Below are 16,873 nucleotides of genomic sequence, written 5' to 3'. Positions count from 1 at the left end.
TTCTGATGTTAACCGCGCGCGATTCGGTATCCGATCGGGTCCTTGGTCTAAACAGCTGAGCAGACGATTACCTGGTCAAGCCGTTTGCGTTCGAAGAATTATTCGCCCGGATCAATGCCTAGGGCCGCCGGAACAACAAGACTGTTTTTCAGGAAGAAATCCTTACCCTTGGCGATTTGCAGGTGAATGCAAAAACCCATGAAGTCATCCGACAGGATACCCCGATTTCGTTGACCAAAAAAGAATTTCAGCTTCTGGTCTTTTTGCTGCGCCATGCCGGGATGGTTCTTTCCCGCGATCAAATCTTGGATCAGGTCCCTGACGTATCCTCTGGCGATCTCCTCCTCCGCCCGGGCAGCGGCGGAAGCGCCTCCTCTTCACATACGGTGACATACGCGTTGTACAGCGGATTTTGTTTTTGGACGTCCGCCAGCATCTGCCGGACAACTTCCACAGGAGAGAGTTTTTTCTCCCGAATCGATTGGGATAAAGTCAAAACATCCATGGTTACCTCCTAAACAGTCGTCACAGATTTGGTTATTGCTGAACCCGCAGTCCGGGTTTGACAAAAGCCATGGCTACCATCCCGATACAGGCGGCGACCGCTGCCGCTGTAAACATGGCTGAATAGCCGTATCCTTTTACCAATACCCCTGTCAGAGTCGGGGCCACGATGGTCGCGATGTTGGTGAAAAAATGGGTCACTCCGCCAAATGTTCCCGCCTTGGAGGGCTCCGTATCGATAATCACCGTCCAGTACACGGTATTTGGCACGAAGTTGAAGGCATTGCCAACCGCCATCAACAACAGGACACCCGTTACGCTGCTCATGGCCGGGATGAACATAAAACAGACAGCCGTAAAAAACAGCGAGACAACCGCGAGCCCTGACCGGGCAATCCGCAGACTTCCGGTCTTTCTTCTCAAGGCGTCAGAGATGCGCCCGCCAAGCAGCACGGTGATGCAGGCGCCGATCCAGGGGATCATCCCCAGATACCAGAGGGAAGACAACTTGAAGTCAAACGTATCCTGCAAGTACTTGGGCGTCCACGTCAGCAACAGGAAATTCACATATTGGCACTAGCGTTTCATAAAAAATAAGCCCAATACTTATCAGAGTATTCAGAACCAAAATTCCAACTCCGAAACCAAAAGCGACAGCATCCAAGCAAAAGGTAGCTACTGTCCATTTGGTAGTTTTATGCATTTATAACAAAGGAGACACCGACAACCAAGACCTAATTCCTTCTCTGTCGGCCTCTGGATGTTCGTTTGGACTGGTAATCCTTTCTTCAAACGTTTGCCAGAGAAACACTTTGAGCCATCTACTGATCTGCAACAGGCTATGCGTACTTTTCTTTTCCAGTTTTACAAGGAGAAGCAAGCAGTAGGTAATCAGAGCAAGAAAGACTTGGTTGTGTACCACATTGTCACTCGTTCCGTAAAACTTCTTTATCTTGACATGCTGTTTGATCCACTAAAAAAACAGTTCAATTTGCCATCGCCAACGATAGATGTCACTGAGTTCTTCTGCTTTCAAATCGAATCGATTGGTAATGATTCGAATCCGATTTCCTTTTGAATCAAGCGTCTCAATCAATTGCAGTACGTTATCGACCCGTTTTTGTGGCGTTCCCAAAAGAATCATGGAATCTGACAAAACTGCGCTTTCGGGAGGGACTTTGAAAGCGTGCAGATGACGGACTTGGGTGTTCTCTTTCAAACGAGAAGCGAAAAAGATGCCTGTGTCCGTATACTCATCAAACTTTTCGTCACATACCCTCGATCAAAGACGTACATCGCTCCGATTTCATCAATGAGCGACTCCATTTGCGTACGGTCGTTGGACTTGGCGGTCGTTATGGTGATTTTTTCAGGGCATACATCCCGGTGGTTGGCAAAGATGAGGCGAGGATGGATCTTGATTCCTGTCTTGGTTTTTCGGAAATCGGCCCATTTGTACGTTTTCAAACATAACCCGATGGTCGTTGAATCGATGATTTTGATGGGTGTTCGATCGGAATAGGTGTTGCCGGAGAGTCGGTGATATTTGTCTGACAAGATCAAGAAAAATCTCTTCAAGCAAAGCAGGAACTACTGCATTATTTTTACGGCTAAGTTGTGCTGAACTAATGGATGACAGCCCTAACTCCCGCTGAAATTCCACCGATAAAAACATCGTCGGCAATGGCTCGAAGTCCTACTCATTGTGGAAGTTGAGCATGTAAAAACAGGAGAAGGTACGCTTTTGTTGTCAACTTTTTCGCGTATTTGTCTTGATCCGTTTCGTCAATTCGTTGCTGAAAGTTCACAATATTGATGGGTGCAACCCATTTACCAAATGAAGAAAATAGGGTATTCTTGTCCATAAGATTTCCTTTGCGTTGGATTTGGACGGGAACTACCTGACCTTTCCCAGTGTAAAGGATTTTTTTATGACGTGACCATATAAATACCGAACATTGCAGGAACTATGAATAATGGGAAAATATTCATGCGACGCTAGTGACATATTGGAAAGAAAAATAACCAAGCGCATTCAGTACCAATGTCGGATTTTTAAAGAAGTGATACCAGGGGATTTTTTCATCCGCAGGAGCAGATACGGTGCCTTCCCCCGACAGCAGGCCCTTCGTCGAACGAATTTCCGCCAGCTCTTCCGGACTCACTTTGGGATGGTGTTCCGGCAGATCGGTAAACATCTTTCTCCAGACAATCACCCATACAAGTCCGATCAGGCCGAGGATAATAAACATCATTTTCCAGCTCGTAAAAGACAGCAATGCGACTGCTACCGGCGCCGTCAACAAGGCCCCCAGCGGAGTGCCCAAGAGTCCGAGGGCTGCGGCAAAGCCCCGCTCCTTCGGTGACGCCCAGTTCGCCATTGTGCGGTTGATCGTCGAAAAGGCCGGCCCTTCTGCCAAGCCGAATAACACCCGGAACACGGCAAAACCTGCAATGGCAGATCCGCCAAAGACGGCAATCCCGATCTGACCGGCGAAAGCGGTTGCCATTTCCGCTATCGACCAAGCGGTGCCTGCCAGGATCCATACGTACTTGGGACCTTTTTTATCGGCCAGGAATCCGCCAAACAAAGCGCCAAACATGTAACCGTACCCAAAGTAGCCGAGGATTTCTCCCCAGGTCTTGGGATCGAGCCCGAATTCTTTAATGATCGCTTCCTGGGCATAGGAGATCGCCCCGCGGTCTACGTAATTGACCACCGTCATAAAGACGATCATTCCCATGATGATGTAACGATAATTTCGACTCATCTTGATCCACTCCTCCACTACCTGCTCAGAATAATCTGCTTCACTCGCTCCAAGTGCTCGATAACGGCTGCTTCCGCATCTCCGTTTTTAAGCCCGTCCAAAATCCTCCTGTGCTCGCGAATCACCTCCTCCCTGCGCTGAATCGGCCTTTGCAGAACACGCATGCCGATTCGCCGCATCACGTCGTAAATCTGTTCGGTCATCGACAGCAGGCGCTTGTTATCGGCCAGCCTGTTCAATGCCCGATGAAACTCAAAATCCAGCGAGGTAAACGCGTAATCATTCTGTACCTTCGCATCCGTCGTCATCTGGCAGATGATTTCCTCCAATGCCGCATACGCCTGTTGATCCAGACGCCCTGCCACCTTTCTGGCGACCGCGGTTTCAAGCACTGCGCGAAGTTCAAACACCTCTTCGATATCCCTCTCGTAAAATGAGCTGACGTACGTACCCTTATAAGGCAGGGAGAAGACCCATCCCTCTGCTTCCAGCGCTTGAATTGCCTCGCGAAAAGGAGTGCGGCTGATGCCGAACAGTTCCATCGCCTTTTTTTCCGTGATCATTTCATTGTCCTTCAGTTCCCCGCTGATGATTGCCTCCTTTAAAACATGGTAGGTTTGCAGCTTGAGAGATTTTGGAGATACCAGAGGCTTCACATAAAAGCACCTCCATTCTCGATAAATTTCATATATTATATATGATGCTGAAAATTCAATCAAGTAATCCTTCGCTTACGAAAAAAAACAACCACTTCCTTGTGGTTGCTTTGCGGCTGCTGCCCCTGCCCGGTTTTATTTGAGCAGCAGAATCATATTGATAGCACCGGCTTCTTGGATGTCGATCGGCACTCTGAGCGTCTCACTATAGCCGGCCAAGCTCGTCTCCTTATCCATGACGACCGGAGGGGTAATGTCAACGAAAAGATTTCGCTGGGACAAGAACGTAGACATATTCCCTGCGATCATGTTGCCGAATTCGCCGACAAAAGAACGGAGCATCTCGCTTTCCAGGTCAAAGCCAAACATCGTCTTTCCAAGAAAGCCAAACGTACTCGCCTTTCCCTCCAGAATCAGGCTGCCCTGGACGGCTCCCGTGACCCCGATCAGCACGCCCATCTCAGGCTGCAGAATCGGGACTGTCACCCGTACAGGTATTCCTAACGTATTGGAAAGGGGAATAACGGTCGTTGCCGCTTGAATCGATCCATTTAAAAAATCGGTGATGACAACCGAACCGGTCATGAATACCACTCCTTCTCTAGGCTGATCTATGAATTCCCTTGCTGCAAGGCTGCAGGCTTGCCCAAAACATAGCCCTGTCCTATGTCGACACCCAGCACCTTGGCTGCAGCCAGATCTTCAGGTGTCTCTATACCTTCCAAAATCAGATATGTATGGTCCTGGCAATACGTCACGAGCAGCTGAATCAATCTTTGTTTTTTCGGTGATCTGGACAAATTGGTTGCAAAATATCGATCCAATTTGATATAGTCCGGTTCTACTTCCACGATTCTTCGCAAAGAGGCGACTCCTTTTCCGACGTCATCGAGAGCAATCCGGAATCCCGCCCGGCGCAAACGGCTGATCGCTTCGCCGAAAGCCCTATAGTCGGCTATTTCTTCCGCTTCATTGATTTCAAATACGATGTATCTACTGGGAACGGAGTTTGTGGCATACAACTTTTCCAAGAAAGACGGCAGCGATGGGTGGAGTAGTGTTGAGGGCAGAATATTCACAAACAGGTTTTTGGGCGCAGAAGTCATCGATCGGGCATAGGACATAATGGCTTCATATATGGATACCGTATCTAATTCGAACATCAAGTCTTGTTCCAACGGGCTTGTGAAGAGAGCTTCTGGGGTGAAAGATTCACAACGGAAGAATGCTTCATAACCAAACAGTTCCCAATCGCTAAACCTGAAAAGCGGCTGATAGGAATGATAGTATTGTTTTTTTTGGATCAATTCGTTGACTTTCTCATTTGTTTCACACTGAGACATTTTTATCCCTCCTTTGACTGCCTTTTTGTCTAGAACCCCCGATGCATAATAAAATGGCTATTCAAATAAGAATAGCCATGATGAAAAGCCATTCTTCGGCAACCTGGCGATCATAGTTCAGTCAGAACCACAGACCCATGGCTTTGCGTCCCCACCTTTCGATGAGTTTGCCCGTATCGGAATATGCTGTGACTTTTGAATTATCATGTGAGTTTTGTTCAATGCAAAATGTAGCACAAATTTTGACACCATTCAACATGAAGTTACATATTTCCTGGTTCTTAGTGCCTATTATTCGCGATTTGCTCATAAATTGACAAAAAAAAGTTATAGCGAGTGATCAAAAACCCGCCATAACCGGACGGCAGCCACTATTCAAGGAATCATTCATACAAGTGAAGCGTCATTTTTCTTTTGTAAGGTTAGGTATTCCACTAATGCCTGTTGCAGCGTGCCTTTGGTCACTGCCTTGTTTTCAAATGACAAGCCCTGACTGATCATCAATTTCACCGTTTCCGGGCGCAATCCCGTGATAACCGCTTGACATCCCATCATGGCTACGCCATCCAAGAGATTCATCAAATGTTTGAGGACCTGGGTTTCGATTTCACCAGCACCGGAAAAATCAATGATCAACACTTCGATTCGATTTGCACCTATCTGGGTAATCACTTTCTCCCCGATTTCAGCAGCTCGCTGCAAATCGATCGTCCCAATCAGGGGAAGAATGCACATCGAGGCAGTCAGCGGGATGATCGGCACAGATAAGTTCCGCACGGTCTCCCTTTGCTTGCGGATCAATTCATCTTTGTACTGCGAATAACTGATAAAGAAATAATGAAGGAATTGATCGATCAATTCATTAATGCTTTTTTCCAGTGAGTAAAAATGTTCGCGGCTATTCTCCCTATCACACAGGCGATCGTAATTGTACAGGAATTCCCAGAGTACTCTTCGGATTGTTTGGATCCACTCCAGCTTAAAAGCCAGGGTTAGCGAGTATTTGGCCCATGAGATCCCTTCCTCTTGCGCAAAGGAAATCACTTCGTGTTCTTGGGCATCAACTATGTAGTGCACAAGCTTGTGGGCGTTGTCCAGCAGGTTGACGTTTCCAGTCCGCTGAATCTCGTCTATTTTTCCCCTGACATTGACTGCTTCCGCAAGCAGGCGCTCCTCAAAGTTCTCCCGGTTCCTGATAAGAAACCCTTTCAGGTTGAGACCCTTCTCAAAATGCAAGTCCAAATCCATCACTCTACGTGTTATCTTTTTGGATTCCTTGGGAATCGTGATGACAAACTTCGTCCCTTCTCCTTCTTTGCTGTAGACCTGGATCTCCCCTCCATGCTGATAGATAACCGAGAACACCTGGGTTAATCCCATCCCTGTTCCATCCACTTTCGTCGAGAAGAACGGGGTTCCCAGCATAGACAGCTTGTCTTCGGGAATGCCGACTCCCGTGTCCTGGATCGAAACGGTTACATTCCCGTCTTTGACAAAATGTTCAATCGTTATCGAGCCCTGTTCTGGTATTGCCTCAAATGAATTCTTTAAGAGATTGAAAAATGCTTTTTTCAGTTGATTCTTTTTTCCGTACACCAAGGCTTCCGTATCGGAAAAGTCCTTTGTAATCTCTACGCGGTAAATCTGATCTTGAAAGAGGTTGATGAGGGACTCCAATTCTACGGACAAATTAACGGTTTGATCGGGTTCCGTTTCCAAGTCGGGCTTGGCGACATGCAGTAAATTTTCCAGCGTCAGGAGAGCATTCTGCAATTGCGCTTGGGCAATTTCCAAATACGAATCCTTATAGTCCTCTTTTAGTAATTGTAAAAAACCTTTGACGGCTGTTAAGGGATTTTTTACCTCATGTGCAATTCCAGCAGCGATTTGCCCTACTGACGCAAGCTGCCCCAGATGGGTGCCCTTCTTCACGGCAGAGTCAGAGTCTTTATGATCCTTGAAGTGCAATCCGCTTTCCCCCTTCGCGCTTTCAGAATAAATATAGATAATTCCCCCTATAATTTTAACATCATTTAACAGCAAAAAAGACACCCAAGGTGCCTTTTTTAACATTCTCTACCTGATGCTGTCTGCTACTTCCTTAACCATGTCCGCTACGGAAGCAAGTCCTCCGCCGGAAAGGTACCAGTAATTCGGATCAAGGTAGACAATATGGTTGTTTTTAAACGCTTTCGTGTTTTTGACCAACTCGTTTTCCACAACATTTTTTGCCGACGATGTGCCGCCTACCACTGTGCCCCGGTCGATGACAAACAGATAATCCGGGTCTTTTTCGACGATGTATTCAAAAGAGATGCTCTGCCCGTGAGTCGACACCTCTATCTTGTCATCAACAGGCGTGAAGCCGAATACATCGTGGATAATTCCGAAGCGGGAACCCGCTCCATAGGCGCTGACTTTTCCGTCATTGGCCAGGATGATCAGAGCGTTCTGTTTGCTTGCCGATACCTTTTCGTGCAGTTGCTTGATCGATTCATTCACTTTCGCCAGTTCTTCCTCGACAGCGGCTTCTTTGTCGAAAATCTTCCCCAATGTTCTCGCGTTCTCGGCAAATGACTCCATATAACGCGATGTATCAACACCCAGATAAATCGTAGGTCCAATCTTCTTAAACTCATCGTACAGGTCGGACTGTCTTCCCGAGATCATGATCAAATCGGGCTGCAGCTCATGAATTTTTTCAAAATCCGGCTCTTTCAGGCTGCCTACGTTTACGTATTTGTCATCCTTGTACTTCTCCAGATAGGGAGGAATGCTGCTTTTTGGCAATGCCGCCACTTCAATCCCCAGCTTATCCAGGGAATCGAGCGTGCCGAAGTCAAACACAACCACTTTGGATGGGTTTTTCTTAACTTGCGTCTCCCCCAGCTCATGCTTGATCGTCAGCTCTTCGCCCGCCTGGTTTGCATCCGTGTCCTGCACTGCAGCGGTATTGGAACTGTTGGAACCGCACGCAGCCGCAAAGACAGCCGCCAATGCGATCGTGAAAAATAGAAGTACTTGTTTCATTTTATCCACCTCTTATCAGTTTTTTGATTGAAGCCATGATTCAGGAAAAATAAATGCAAATTTTATGGTTATCCACCGTCTCGATTTTCATCTCCATCTCGTAAATTTCCCGCAGCACCACAGGATCCATCATCTCGTCCGGAGTGCCTTCCCGGACGATTTTGCCTGCTTTTAGCGCAACGATCGTGTCCGAATAGCAGGAGGCAAAATTGATGTCGTGGATGACGATCACGATGGTTTTTCCAAGCTCATCCACCAGCCGCTTCAAGATCTTCATGATTTGCACAGAGTGCTTCATGTCCAGGTTGTTTAACGGCTCGTCGAGCAGGATGTACTCTGTATTTTGGGCGATGACCATGGCGATGTAGGCCCTCTGTCTTTGGCCGCCGCTCAGCTGGTCGAGGTACTTGTGCTGCATCTCCTCCAGCTCCATGTACCGAATCGCTTCCTCCACATACCTCCCATCTTCTTTTGAAAGCTTGCCTTGCGAATAAGGAAAGCGCCCAAAGGAAACCAGTTCTCTGACCGTCAACCGCAGGCTGATGTGGTTGGACTGCTTCAGGATGGAGATTTTTTTCGCGAGGTCGCCGCTTTTCCACTGGCCCAGCTCCTTTCCGTCTATGTATATATGCCCTGCATCCTTGGAGATCAGACGGCTGATCATCGACAGCAAGGTGCTTTTGCCTGCTCCGTTTGGCCCGATAAAGGAGGTTATCTTGCCTTTTCCGATGGTCACGGTCACATCGTCGATCACCTTTTTGCCTGCGTACAGCTTGGAAACATGTTTTGCTTCTACCACGATTTGTTCTCCTTTAACAAAAGGTATAGAAAGTAGCCTCCGCCGCAGAAATTGATGATCACGCTTAAGGTTGTGGCGAAGGTAAAGACCCTTTCAACAATCAGCTGGCCTCCGACCAAAGCGACGATGCTGACCAGAATGGAACCCGGAAGCAGATACTGATGCCGGTAGGTTTTGAAAAATTCATACGTGACATTGACGACCAGCAGCCCCAGAAACGTAATCGGCCCGACCAGCGCTGTCGAAACGGAGATCAGGATCGCGACGACGATCAGCAGCCGTTTTACGACGTAATCGTAATCGACCCCGAGGTTGATCGCCTGCTCTCGGCCCAGGGAAAGCACATCCAGATACTTGATAAACTTGCGAAAGTAGGCAGAGACGAGCAGGACGGAGATGCCGGCAATCCCGAGCAGGTCTGTCTTGATATTGTTAAAACTGGCAAACATCTTGTCCTGGACGATTTGAAACTCGTTTGGATCGATCAGCACCTGCATAAATGTTGCCATGCTTTGAAAGAGTGTGCCGAAAATCAAACCGATTAACAGCAGAAAGTAAATGTTTTGCTGCTCCCGCTTAAAGATGACTTTGTACAACACTCCCGAAAACAGGATCATCAAACCGACCGAAACGACAAAGTTGAGATTGCTGCTGCCCATCGTCAGGGTCTTGGAACCAAACAGAAACACGACAATCGTCTGAATCATCAAGTACAGGGAATCCAGGCCCAAAATACTGGGGGTGAGGATGCGATTGTTCGTAATCGTCTGGAAAACGGTCGTCGCAAATGCGATCGATCCCCCGGTCAAGAGTATCGCAAACACCTTGGCAGCCCTTCTCGGCAGTATGTAGTCCCAACTGCTTCCAATGCTTATGAACAAAAAGACGGCTATCAATATCACGGCGATGACAGCGAGGAACCACGTCTTTGCCTTATACCCCATGTGCCCTTCTCCTCATCAGTAAATAAACAAAGATACCACTTCCAATCACGCCGACGGTAAGGCTGATGGATATCTCGTACGGATAGAGAATGATCCGGCCGAGGATGTCACAAAACAGGATGAAGACAGCCCCGAGCAGCGCCGTGTGAGGCAAGCTTTTTTTCAAATGGTCTCCCTGGTAGATGGAGACGATGTTCGGAATAATCAGACCCAAAAATGGAATCGTCCCGACTGTCAGTACGACAGAGGAAGTGACGAGTGCCACGATGATCAAGCCGATCCGGACCACCTGCTTGTAGTTCAGGCCCAGATTCTTGGAAAACTCCTCGCCCATCCCCGCGACGGTAAATTTGTTGGCAAATAGATACGCCAGGACCAAAAAAGGAATGCTCACATACAGCAGTTCGTACCTGCCCTTCATGATCAGGGAAAAATCCCCCTGCAGCCAAGCCGACATGTTTTGAATCAAATCGTACTTGTAGGCGAAAAACGTCGATATCGAACTGATGATGTTGCCGAACATCAGCCCCACCAGCGGGATGAAGATCGTATCCCTGAACTTGATCCTCTCGAGAATTTTCATAAACAGAAACGTGCCGAGCAGTGCAAAGACAAAGGCGACAAGCATCTTCAGGAAGGGACTGGCCGTAGCGAATGCCATCAGGGAAACCAGAATGCCCAACCGGGCAGAATCCAGCGTGCCGGCGGTAGTCGGTGATACAAACTTGTTCCTGCTGAGCTGCTGCATGATCAATCCGCATACACTCATGCTGACCCCGGCAATGATGATGCTGATCAGCCGCGGCAGCCTGCTGACCAACAGGATTTGGGCTTTGTCTTCAGACAGATGGAACAGGTCCAAGGGCGTAATATCCTTGACTCCAATAAAAATGGAAGCGAGGGACAAGATGATGAGTGCAAGCAACAGAAACCTTCTTTTCATGGCTCTCCCTATTTAATAATGATATTCATTATCAATTAACTTCGCGATTAGTTTACAATAGCCCATATGCATTGTCAATAATATGCAGATAAGAAAATGTGCAAAAAAAATAAAAACAGTCATTACAGCAGATCACTGTAATGACTGTCTCACCGATACGGAACCAAAAGAAACTGCCCTCACGCCTGTTGTAAGGGCAGTTTTCTTCTCGTTACAGCTTTATGACGTTTTCAGCTTGCGGACCGCGATTTCCTTGCACCACGTTGAATTGAACGCGTTGGCCTTCATCCAAAGACTTGAAGCCTTCGCCTTGGATTGCGCTGAAGTGCACGAATACGTCGCTGCCGCCTTCCACTTCGATAAAACCGAAGCCCTTCTCAGCGTTGAACCATTTGACTGTACCTGTTTGCATGTGCAAAACCTCCATTTTTTCATTTAACATGTTCATTTTATTTTCAAAATAAAAATTCACATATTGTAAAAGGCACAAACTGTTAAGATGCAGCCCTTTACAATATGTGAATTTACTCTCACGTTATCGGACTGATAACACAATACCATACTCGATTCTCAAAAGCAAGAGAACGGAGGGCAAACGTCAATGATTGCTGCTTTTGTACTGCAGAAGCCCGGCTTGCGAGCCAGGGCTTTTTATTGCTGCCGGATATCAACAAAAATATTTCTAAATAATTTAAACCTTTTGTATAATTGTCAATACATTGTTCATTTACCAACAATCACTGGAGGAATACAGAATGTCCCAGAAAGTAACCGCAGCCATCGTACAAAGCAAATCCGTCTACCTGAATCTGCAAGAGAGCGTCGACAAAGCTGTCCACTACATCGAAAAAGCATCCAGAAAGGGAGCCAAATTGATTGCATTCGGCGAGACCTGGCTGATTGGCTATCCTACCTGGTTGGACTACTGCCCGGGCGCTGCCCTGTGGAACCATCCGCCGACAAAAGAAGTCTTCGCCCTGCTTCGCCAAAACAGTCCAACGGTGCCGGGCAAAGAAATCGGCCGCATCGCCCAGGCGGCCAAAGAACACGGCGTTGTGATCGTAATGGGTTTAAACGAACGAGTCGAACAGGGACCGGGGAACGGCACCCTCTACAACAGCTTGATCACGATCGGGCCCGATGGCAGTCTGTTGAACCACCACCGCAAACTGGTGCCGACCTACACGGAACGGGTCATCTGGGGGCCGGGCGAAGCGGACGGACTGAAGGCCGTGGAGACACCGGTCGGCAGGGTCGGCGGCCTCATCTGCTGGGAACACTGGATGCCGCTCGCCCGTCAGGTACTGCACAATACCGCGGAACAGATCCACGTCGCAGTATGGCCTACTGTGAACGAGATGCACCAAATCGCCGGCCCTGAGACAGCGGTCGTGGGTTACTCGTTCCTCACTTTGTGCAGGTAAAACCCGGACCGCTTTTCCACCCATTTCAGCAAAAAGTCCACGCCGACGGCAAGACAGGCAGCCGGAATGGAACCAGCCAGGATTTTCACGTCATCCGTGGATAGGATCCCCCGGAAAATCAGCTGCCCAAGCCCGCCTGCGCCGACAAAAGTGGCGATGGTGGCGACGCCGATGCAGATGACCGTCGCTACCCGAAAACCCGCCATCATGACAGGCAGAGCCAGAGGAATTTTTACTTTTACCAGCAGCTGCATGGGCGTCATGCCCATGCCTTTTCCCGCTTCGATCAGATGAGGGTCTACATTCTGCAGCCCCGTATAGGTATTCTGGATAATCGGCAGCAGGGAATAACAGATCAGGGCGATGATGGCCGTCGTGTAGCCCAGCCCGAAGAAGATCATGACGATCAAGAGCAGCGCCAGATTCGGGATGGTTTGAATCATGTTGACCACAGCTTGTACGGACACGGCCAGCTTTTGGTTCCTCGTCATCAACACAGCTGTCGGCACGCCTGCAATCGCAGCCAGCACAACCCCGCTCAAGCTCATGTACAGGTGTTCACCGGTGATTGTCAGGATATTTTCCCAGTCGTTGATCATGTATCGCAAAACGTCCATCAAGGTATTCAAGCTGCCTCTCTCCTTCACCGTTATCGATGTTTTTCGTTATTTCAGCAGCCCCTTTTCCTTCAGGAAGTTTTTTGCGATCTCGGCCGGCTGTACTTTCTTGATATCTGCTTGATAATTCAATACCGTCATCGTCTCCGTGTCAATCTGGCCGACCAGTTTACTGATCACGTCCTCCAATTCGGGGTGCTTTTTCAACAAGTCGTTGCGGGCAACAGGTGCTGCCTGATACGGCGGGAAGAATTTTTTGTCGTCTTCCAGCGTTTTCAACTGATATTCCTTCAGACGCGAGTCTGTCGAATACGCCAGCACGATGTCCACGTCTTTGTTGCTGACAGCCTTGTACACCAAACCGATCTCCATCGGCGAGGTTTTGCCAAACTCGATTCCATACGCCTTTTTGAACGCCGGATAGCCGTCATTGGGGCGTTCCAGCCAAGCATTGTCCGTACCCAGGTGCAGGTCCTTGGCATAAGGAGCTACGTCCGATACCTTTTGCAGGTTGAGTTTGTCGGCCAAGTCCTGACGCACGGTAAACACATAGGTATTTTCAAAGCCGTAAGAGGGAAAGAACTTCTGATCGTATTTTTCCTGCATTCCTTCTTGCACCATTTTCAGCGCTTCGTCCGGATCGCGCGGAGGATTTTCGATTTTCAGGCTGCTGGACAAGTCCGTTCCCACGTACCGCACGGCGGAAATCTGGATTTCGTTGTTCTCCATCGCTTTGAGCACGACCGGCGTGGAGGTCAGTCCTTCCACGATCTCCGGCTTCAGCTTTGTGTCTTGTTCGATCAGAAGCTTGATCATATGAGCGAGAATCAAGTGCTCAGAGGTGGACCAGGAGCCGATTTTGACGACATCCCCCGATCCGGAAGCTCCGCTCTGGGAGCAGCCTGTGATCACGCTAAACAGCAGCAGGCCGGCAATGATAAAAGACCCTATTCTCTTCACGAAATTCCCCCCCTGTTATTTTCGCAGTCCTCTCGGCGTGCAGATACTCTGAATCTTCCTCGTCAGGATATCTGCCAAAGCCGCCAGCAGCGCGGCGGAAATGGCTCCGATCAGCAGCATGCTCTCGTTGTTGATCGTCAGCCCGGTAAAGACCAGATACCCCAGCCCTCCCCCGCCGATCAAGGAAGCGAGCGTAGCCCAACTGATCGTGTAGATCGTCGCTGTGCGAAAGCCTCCCATAATGACGGAAATCGCCAGCGGAACCTCGACCTTCAGCAAGATCTGCAAATCCGTCATGCCCATCCCCCTGGCCGCTTCCTTCATCGCTGGGTCCACTTCCCTGATCCCGGTGTAGGTGTTTTGCAGCATCGGCAGAATCGAGTACAAAAACAGCGCGACGATCGCGGGAAATGTCCCGATCCCGATCAGGGGAATCATAAACCCAAGCAGCGCCAAACTGGGGATGGTCTGTATCACGTTCACAATCCCGATCACGAATTGACTCACTTTTTTCGTTCTGGTCAGAACGATCCCCAAGGGGACGGAAACGATGAATCCCGCGATGACCGCGATGGCGGAGATGTACAGATGCTGCCAGATGACAGTGAAAATATCGCTGTACCTCTCCTGGACAAAGGCAATCAACTCACTCATCGCACTCCCCCGCTTTTGGAAGTTCCCGTCTGGAGGGGACCGATTTCGCCGGGAGGCTGGGACGTATTGTATTCCCGCAGATGCTTCTGCAAGCGTTTTGGCCCGATAAACTCGATCACAAATTCGCCCGCAGGATTCTGCAAGAGTTGGGCCGGCTTATCGATTTGCACGATGCTCCCATCCTTCATCAGGCAGATCCGGTCGGCTATTTTCAAGGCCTCGTCCATATCGTGGGTCACGAAGACGATCGTTTTTTTGATCGCTTTCTGCAGGCGGACGAACTCGTCCTGCAGCTGCTCCCGCGTGATCGGGTCCAGGGCGCTGAATGGTTCATCCATCAGGATGATCGGCGGGTCGGCGGCCATGGCCCGAATGACGCCCACCCGCTGCTGCTGTCCGCCGCTCAGTTCGGACGGGTAGCGGTCCTTGAATTTCTTCGGATCCAGTCCCACCAGGTCCAGCAGCTCATCCACTCTTCTCTCGCACTCCTGAGACGGGACATTCTTTAGTTTGGGAACAATCGAAACATTCTGACCTATCGTCATGTGAGGAAACAGGGCAATTTGCTGGATGACGTACCCGATATTGCGCCTAAGCTGCACAGGGTCTTTTTTCGAAATGTCCTCCCCGTTGATTTCGATCGTTCCCGATGAAGGCTCAACCAGGCGATTGATCATTTTCATCGTGGTCGTCTTGCCGCATCCGCTGGGACCGATCAGGACAAACAGTTCCCCTTCACGGATCTGAAGATCGAGCCCCTTGATGACCTGAACCTGATTGATCGTCTTGCTGACATTGTGAAATCGTATCATCGGCATCCCCCTTCTATTTTCGTTTTGTGAGAGCTGCGGCATTTGCCCTACTATAACCCAATTGACATGGAAAGAGAACGCTTTCAAGTCATTTGGCCACGTTTTCTTCAGCAGGAGCTTCCTCGTCGGAAGCCCCGTCTATTTTTGCTCCAGAGCGCCCAGCACCATCTCGTGAAACTGCAGCACCGCGTGCTCGGTGGGAGAAAATTGGCCCTTTGAAAAGGCGCGGGAACGAAACCCGATCTGTTCCAGCTCGACCAGTTCGACGTCTTCGTCCCGAACCTGTTCGGCAAAAGCGATCAGGTCCCGCTCCTCCTGGGTCAGCTGGTCGTCTCGGAAAAGGTAGGTGTAGATGCCCAGTGTCGTCTCATGGTCGATCGGCACCATTTGGATGATCGACATATTGCCCGGTCCGGGGTAGATCGTCACCATCAGATTGGGCCACAGCCAGTAGAACCGGCCCCCCTGCATTTCCGCCTTGTTCAGCTCGACCGATCCGTACTGTTTATCCGGCTTTACGACAGTTCCCTGCACGGAGTAGTTTTCGCACTGAATGATTTTGTACTGGCTGAGATCCAAAGCCGCCGAAAATCCCGGATGGGCGATCGGGCAGTGGTCGCATTCCAGATAGTTGTCGATAAAGGCCTTCCAGTTCGCCTTGATGACCCTTGTCTTGCTGTTGATTTTTTTCAACTCACCCAGGAAGGGAAAACCCTCCAGCTCGGCAAAGAAATTGCCGTATGAGGCCGACAGCGGCTGGGCATGGTCATCCAGATTGACGAAAATCAAGGAGGCCAGCACTTCCACTCTGACGCTTCTGAGGCAGGACCTTTCCGCGCAAAGGCCATCCGCTCCCTTGAAATTCGGCGCCCTGTGCAGCGAGCCGTCGAGGTTGAACGTCCAGCCGTGATACCCGCACTGCAGCACTTTTTTATTTCCTTCTGCGCTTTTTTCCAGTTTGGTCGCGCGGTGCGGACACACATTGTAGAACGCCCGCAGCGTCCCCTCTTTTCCCCGGACGAGGAGGATCGGCTCTCCCGCCACCTCACAGGTAAAATAGTCCCCCGGATGCTCCACCTGGCTGACATGCCCGACGAACTGCCAGGAGCGGGCGAAGATCTTCTCTTGCTCTTCCTTCAATACCCGGGGATCGGTATACAAACCGTACGGGAGTGTTCTCACCTCATCGTTATGGATATTGGCTTTCGCTTCTTGAACTGACATGCTGGTTCGTCCCCTTCCATTCACAAGATGATTTCGGTTTTCGACAAAAACAGCGTAGCAAAAACCGTGCCGAATTATTTTTTTACTATTTCGTTAATTCTCGTTGCCTCGCCGCTTCTATTCGAGTTAATATCAACTCAACTGAAGTGTTTTCAACTCAATCTGGCTTTTTTTGCTTGTCCAAGGAGGGCT

Annotated in this window: 16 protein-coding genes, 4 pseudogenes and 1 riboswitch; of the genes and pseudogenes, 2 read left to right on the top strand and 18 right to left on the bottom strand. The window is 49.3% G+C overall.

Annotated features, from left to right (window positions below; all coding sequences use genetic code 11):
- Positions 1-98: 98 nt before the first annotated feature.
- Positions 99-302: a hypothetical protein gene (locus HGBM_RS31660; RefSeq protein WP_019121235.1), complete on the bottom strand. Its 204-nt coding sequence runs from the start codon at positions 300-302 to the stop codon at positions 99-101.
- On the opposite strand from HGBM_RS31660, the gene HGBM_RS32480 reads away from it, so the two are divergent.
- Positions 231-518: a winged helix-turn-helix domain-containing protein gene (locus tag HGBM_RS32480; RefSeq protein ID WP_390620969.1), complete on the top strand. Its 288-nt coding sequence runs from the start codon at positions 231-233 to the stop codon at positions 516-518. The two genes, HGBM_RS31660 and HGBM_RS32480, sit on opposite strands and share 72 nt — an antisense overlap.
- 19 nt (positions 519-537) lie before the next feature.
- On the opposite strand, the pseudogene HGBM_RS27270 reads toward HGBM_RS32480, so the two are convergent.
- The 12 genes and pseudogenes from HGBM_RS27270 to HGBM_RS11345 form a co-directional block, all read right to left on the bottom strand.
- A pseudogene (locus HGBM_RS27270) lies at positions 538-1,077 on the bottom strand (MFS transporter); the annotation flags it as partial.
- A gap of 400 nt (positions 1,078-1,477) precedes the next feature.
- Positions 1,478-1,971, bottom strand: a pseudogene (locus HGBM_RS31650) (transposase).
- A 536-nt stretch (positions 1,972-2,507) separates the two neighbouring features.
- A pseudogene (locus HGBM_RS27255) lies at positions 2,508-3,275 on the bottom strand (MFS transporter); the annotation flags it as partial.
- 17 nt (positions 3,276-3,292) lie between these two features.
- Positions 3,293-3,931: a GntR family transcriptional regulator gene (locus HGBM_RS11385; RefSeq protein ID WP_019121231.1), complete on the bottom strand. Its 639-nt coding sequence runs from the start codon at positions 3,929-3,931 to the stop codon at positions 3,293-3,295.
- Positions 3,932-4,066: 135 nt separating this feature from the next.
- The gene (locus HGBM_RS11380) at positions 4,067-4,516 is read right to left on the bottom strand and encodes a chemotaxis protein CheX (RefSeq protein WP_019121230.1); all 450 of its coding nucleotides are present in this window, start codon (positions 4,514-4,516) and stop codon (positions 4,067-4,069) included.
- A gap of 26 nt (positions 4,517-4,542) precedes the next feature.
- Positions 4,543-5,238 carry an EAL domain-containing protein gene (locus HGBM_RS11375; RefSeq protein WP_245552951.1) on the bottom strand — a complete coding sequence of 232 codons (696 nt, stop codon included), beginning with the start codon at positions 5,236-5,238 and terminating at the stop codon, positions 4,543-4,545.
- 130 nt (positions 5,239-5,368) lie between these two features.
- A riboswitch (cyclic di-GMP riboswitch) is annotated at positions 5,369-5,456 on the bottom strand.
- 205 nt (positions 5,457-5,661) lie between these two features.
- Positions 5,662-7,242 (bottom strand): ATP-binding protein, encoded by a 1,581-nt coding sequence (locus tag HGBM_RS11370; protein ID WP_245552949.1) that lies wholly within the window; start codon positions 7,240-7,242, stop codon positions 5,662-5,664.
- A 108-nt stretch (positions 7,243-7,350) separates the two neighbouring features.
- Positions 7,351-8,304, bottom strand: coding sequence for a siderophore ABC transporter substrate-binding protein (locus tag HGBM_RS11365; protein WP_019121227.1), 954 nt, complete (start codon positions 8,302-8,304; stop codon positions 7,351-7,353).
- 40 nt (positions 8,305-8,344) lie between these two features.
- Positions 8,345-9,103, bottom strand: coding sequence for an iron ABC transporter ATP-binding protein (locus tag HGBM_RS11360; RefSeq protein WP_019121226.1), 759 nt, complete (start codon positions 9,101-9,103; stop codon positions 8,345-8,347).
- The gene (locus HGBM_RS11355) at positions 9,097-10,047 is read right to left on the bottom strand and encodes an iron chelate uptake ABC transporter family permease subunit (RefSeq protein WP_019121225.1); all 951 of its coding nucleotides are present in this window, start codon (positions 10,045-10,047) and stop codon (positions 9,097-9,099) included. The genes HGBM_RS11360 and HGBM_RS11355 overlap by 7 nt, the downstream gene beginning before the upstream one ends.
- Positions 10,037-10,990, bottom strand: a complete 954-nt coding sequence (locus HGBM_RS11350) for an ABC transporter permease (RefSeq protein ID WP_019121224.1) — start codon at positions 10,988-10,990, stop codon at positions 10,037-10,039. The genes HGBM_RS11355 and HGBM_RS11350 overlap by 11 nt, the downstream gene beginning before the upstream one ends.
- Before the next feature lie 211 nt (positions 10,991-11,201).
- Positions 11,202-11,402 (bottom strand): cold-shock protein, encoded by a 201-nt coding sequence (locus tag HGBM_RS11345; RefSeq protein WP_019121223.1) that lies wholly within the window; start codon positions 11,400-11,402, stop codon positions 11,202-11,204.
- A gap of 343 nt (positions 11,403-11,745) precedes the next feature.
- Here HGBM_RS11345 and HGBM_RS27250 point away from each other — a divergent pair, with 343 nt between their 5' ends.
- Positions 11,746-12,414 (top strand): nitrilase-related carbon-nitrogen hydrolase, encoded by a 669-nt coding sequence (locus tag HGBM_RS27250; RefSeq protein WP_019121222.1) that lies wholly within the window; start codon positions 11,746-11,748, stop codon positions 12,412-12,414.
- Here HGBM_RS27250 and HGBM_RS11335 read toward each other — a convergent pair.
- From HGBM_RS11335 to HGBM_RS11315, 5 genes and pseudogenes are all read right to left on the bottom strand, one after another.
- A complete protein-coding gene (locus HGBM_RS11335) occupies positions 12,387-13,043 on the bottom strand; it encodes an ABC transporter permease (RefSeq protein ID WP_019121221.1) in 657 nt (218 codons plus the stop codon). The two genes, HGBM_RS27250 and HGBM_RS11335, sit on opposite strands and share 28 nt — an antisense overlap.
- Before the next feature lie 36 nt (positions 13,044-13,079).
- Positions 13,080-13,991 (bottom strand): osmoprotectant ABC transporter substrate-binding protein, encoded by a 912-nt coding sequence (locus HGBM_RS11330; RefSeq protein ID WP_019121220.1) that lies wholly within the window; start codon positions 13,989-13,991, stop codon positions 13,080-13,082.
- A gap of 15 nt (positions 13,992-14,006) precedes the next feature.
- Positions 14,007-14,645, bottom strand: coding sequence for an ABC transporter permease (locus HGBM_RS11325; RefSeq protein WP_019121219.1), 639 nt, complete (start codon positions 14,643-14,645; stop codon positions 14,007-14,009).
- A gap of 86 nt (positions 14,646-14,731) precedes the next feature.
- A pseudogene (locus HGBM_RS27245) lies at positions 14,732-15,457 on the bottom strand (ABC transporter ATP-binding protein); the annotation flags it as partial.
- Positions 15,458-15,595: 138 nt separating this feature from the next.
- Complete coding sequence (locus HGBM_RS11315) at positions 15,596-16,681, bottom strand: aromatic ring-hydroxylating oxygenase subunit alpha (protein WP_019121217.1); 1,086 nt, start codon at positions 16,679-16,681, stop codon at positions 15,596-15,598.
- Between the last annotated feature and the right edge of the window lie 192 nt (positions 16,682-16,873).

Source organism: Brevibacillus massiliensis, assembly GCF_000311785.1.
In the GTDB taxonomy this organism is placed as follows: domain Bacteria; phylum Bacillota; class Bacilli; order Brevibacillales; family Brevibacillaceae; genus Brevibacillus_C; species Brevibacillus_C massiliensis.
This window is presented reverse-complemented; position numbering and strand designations above follow the sequence as displayed.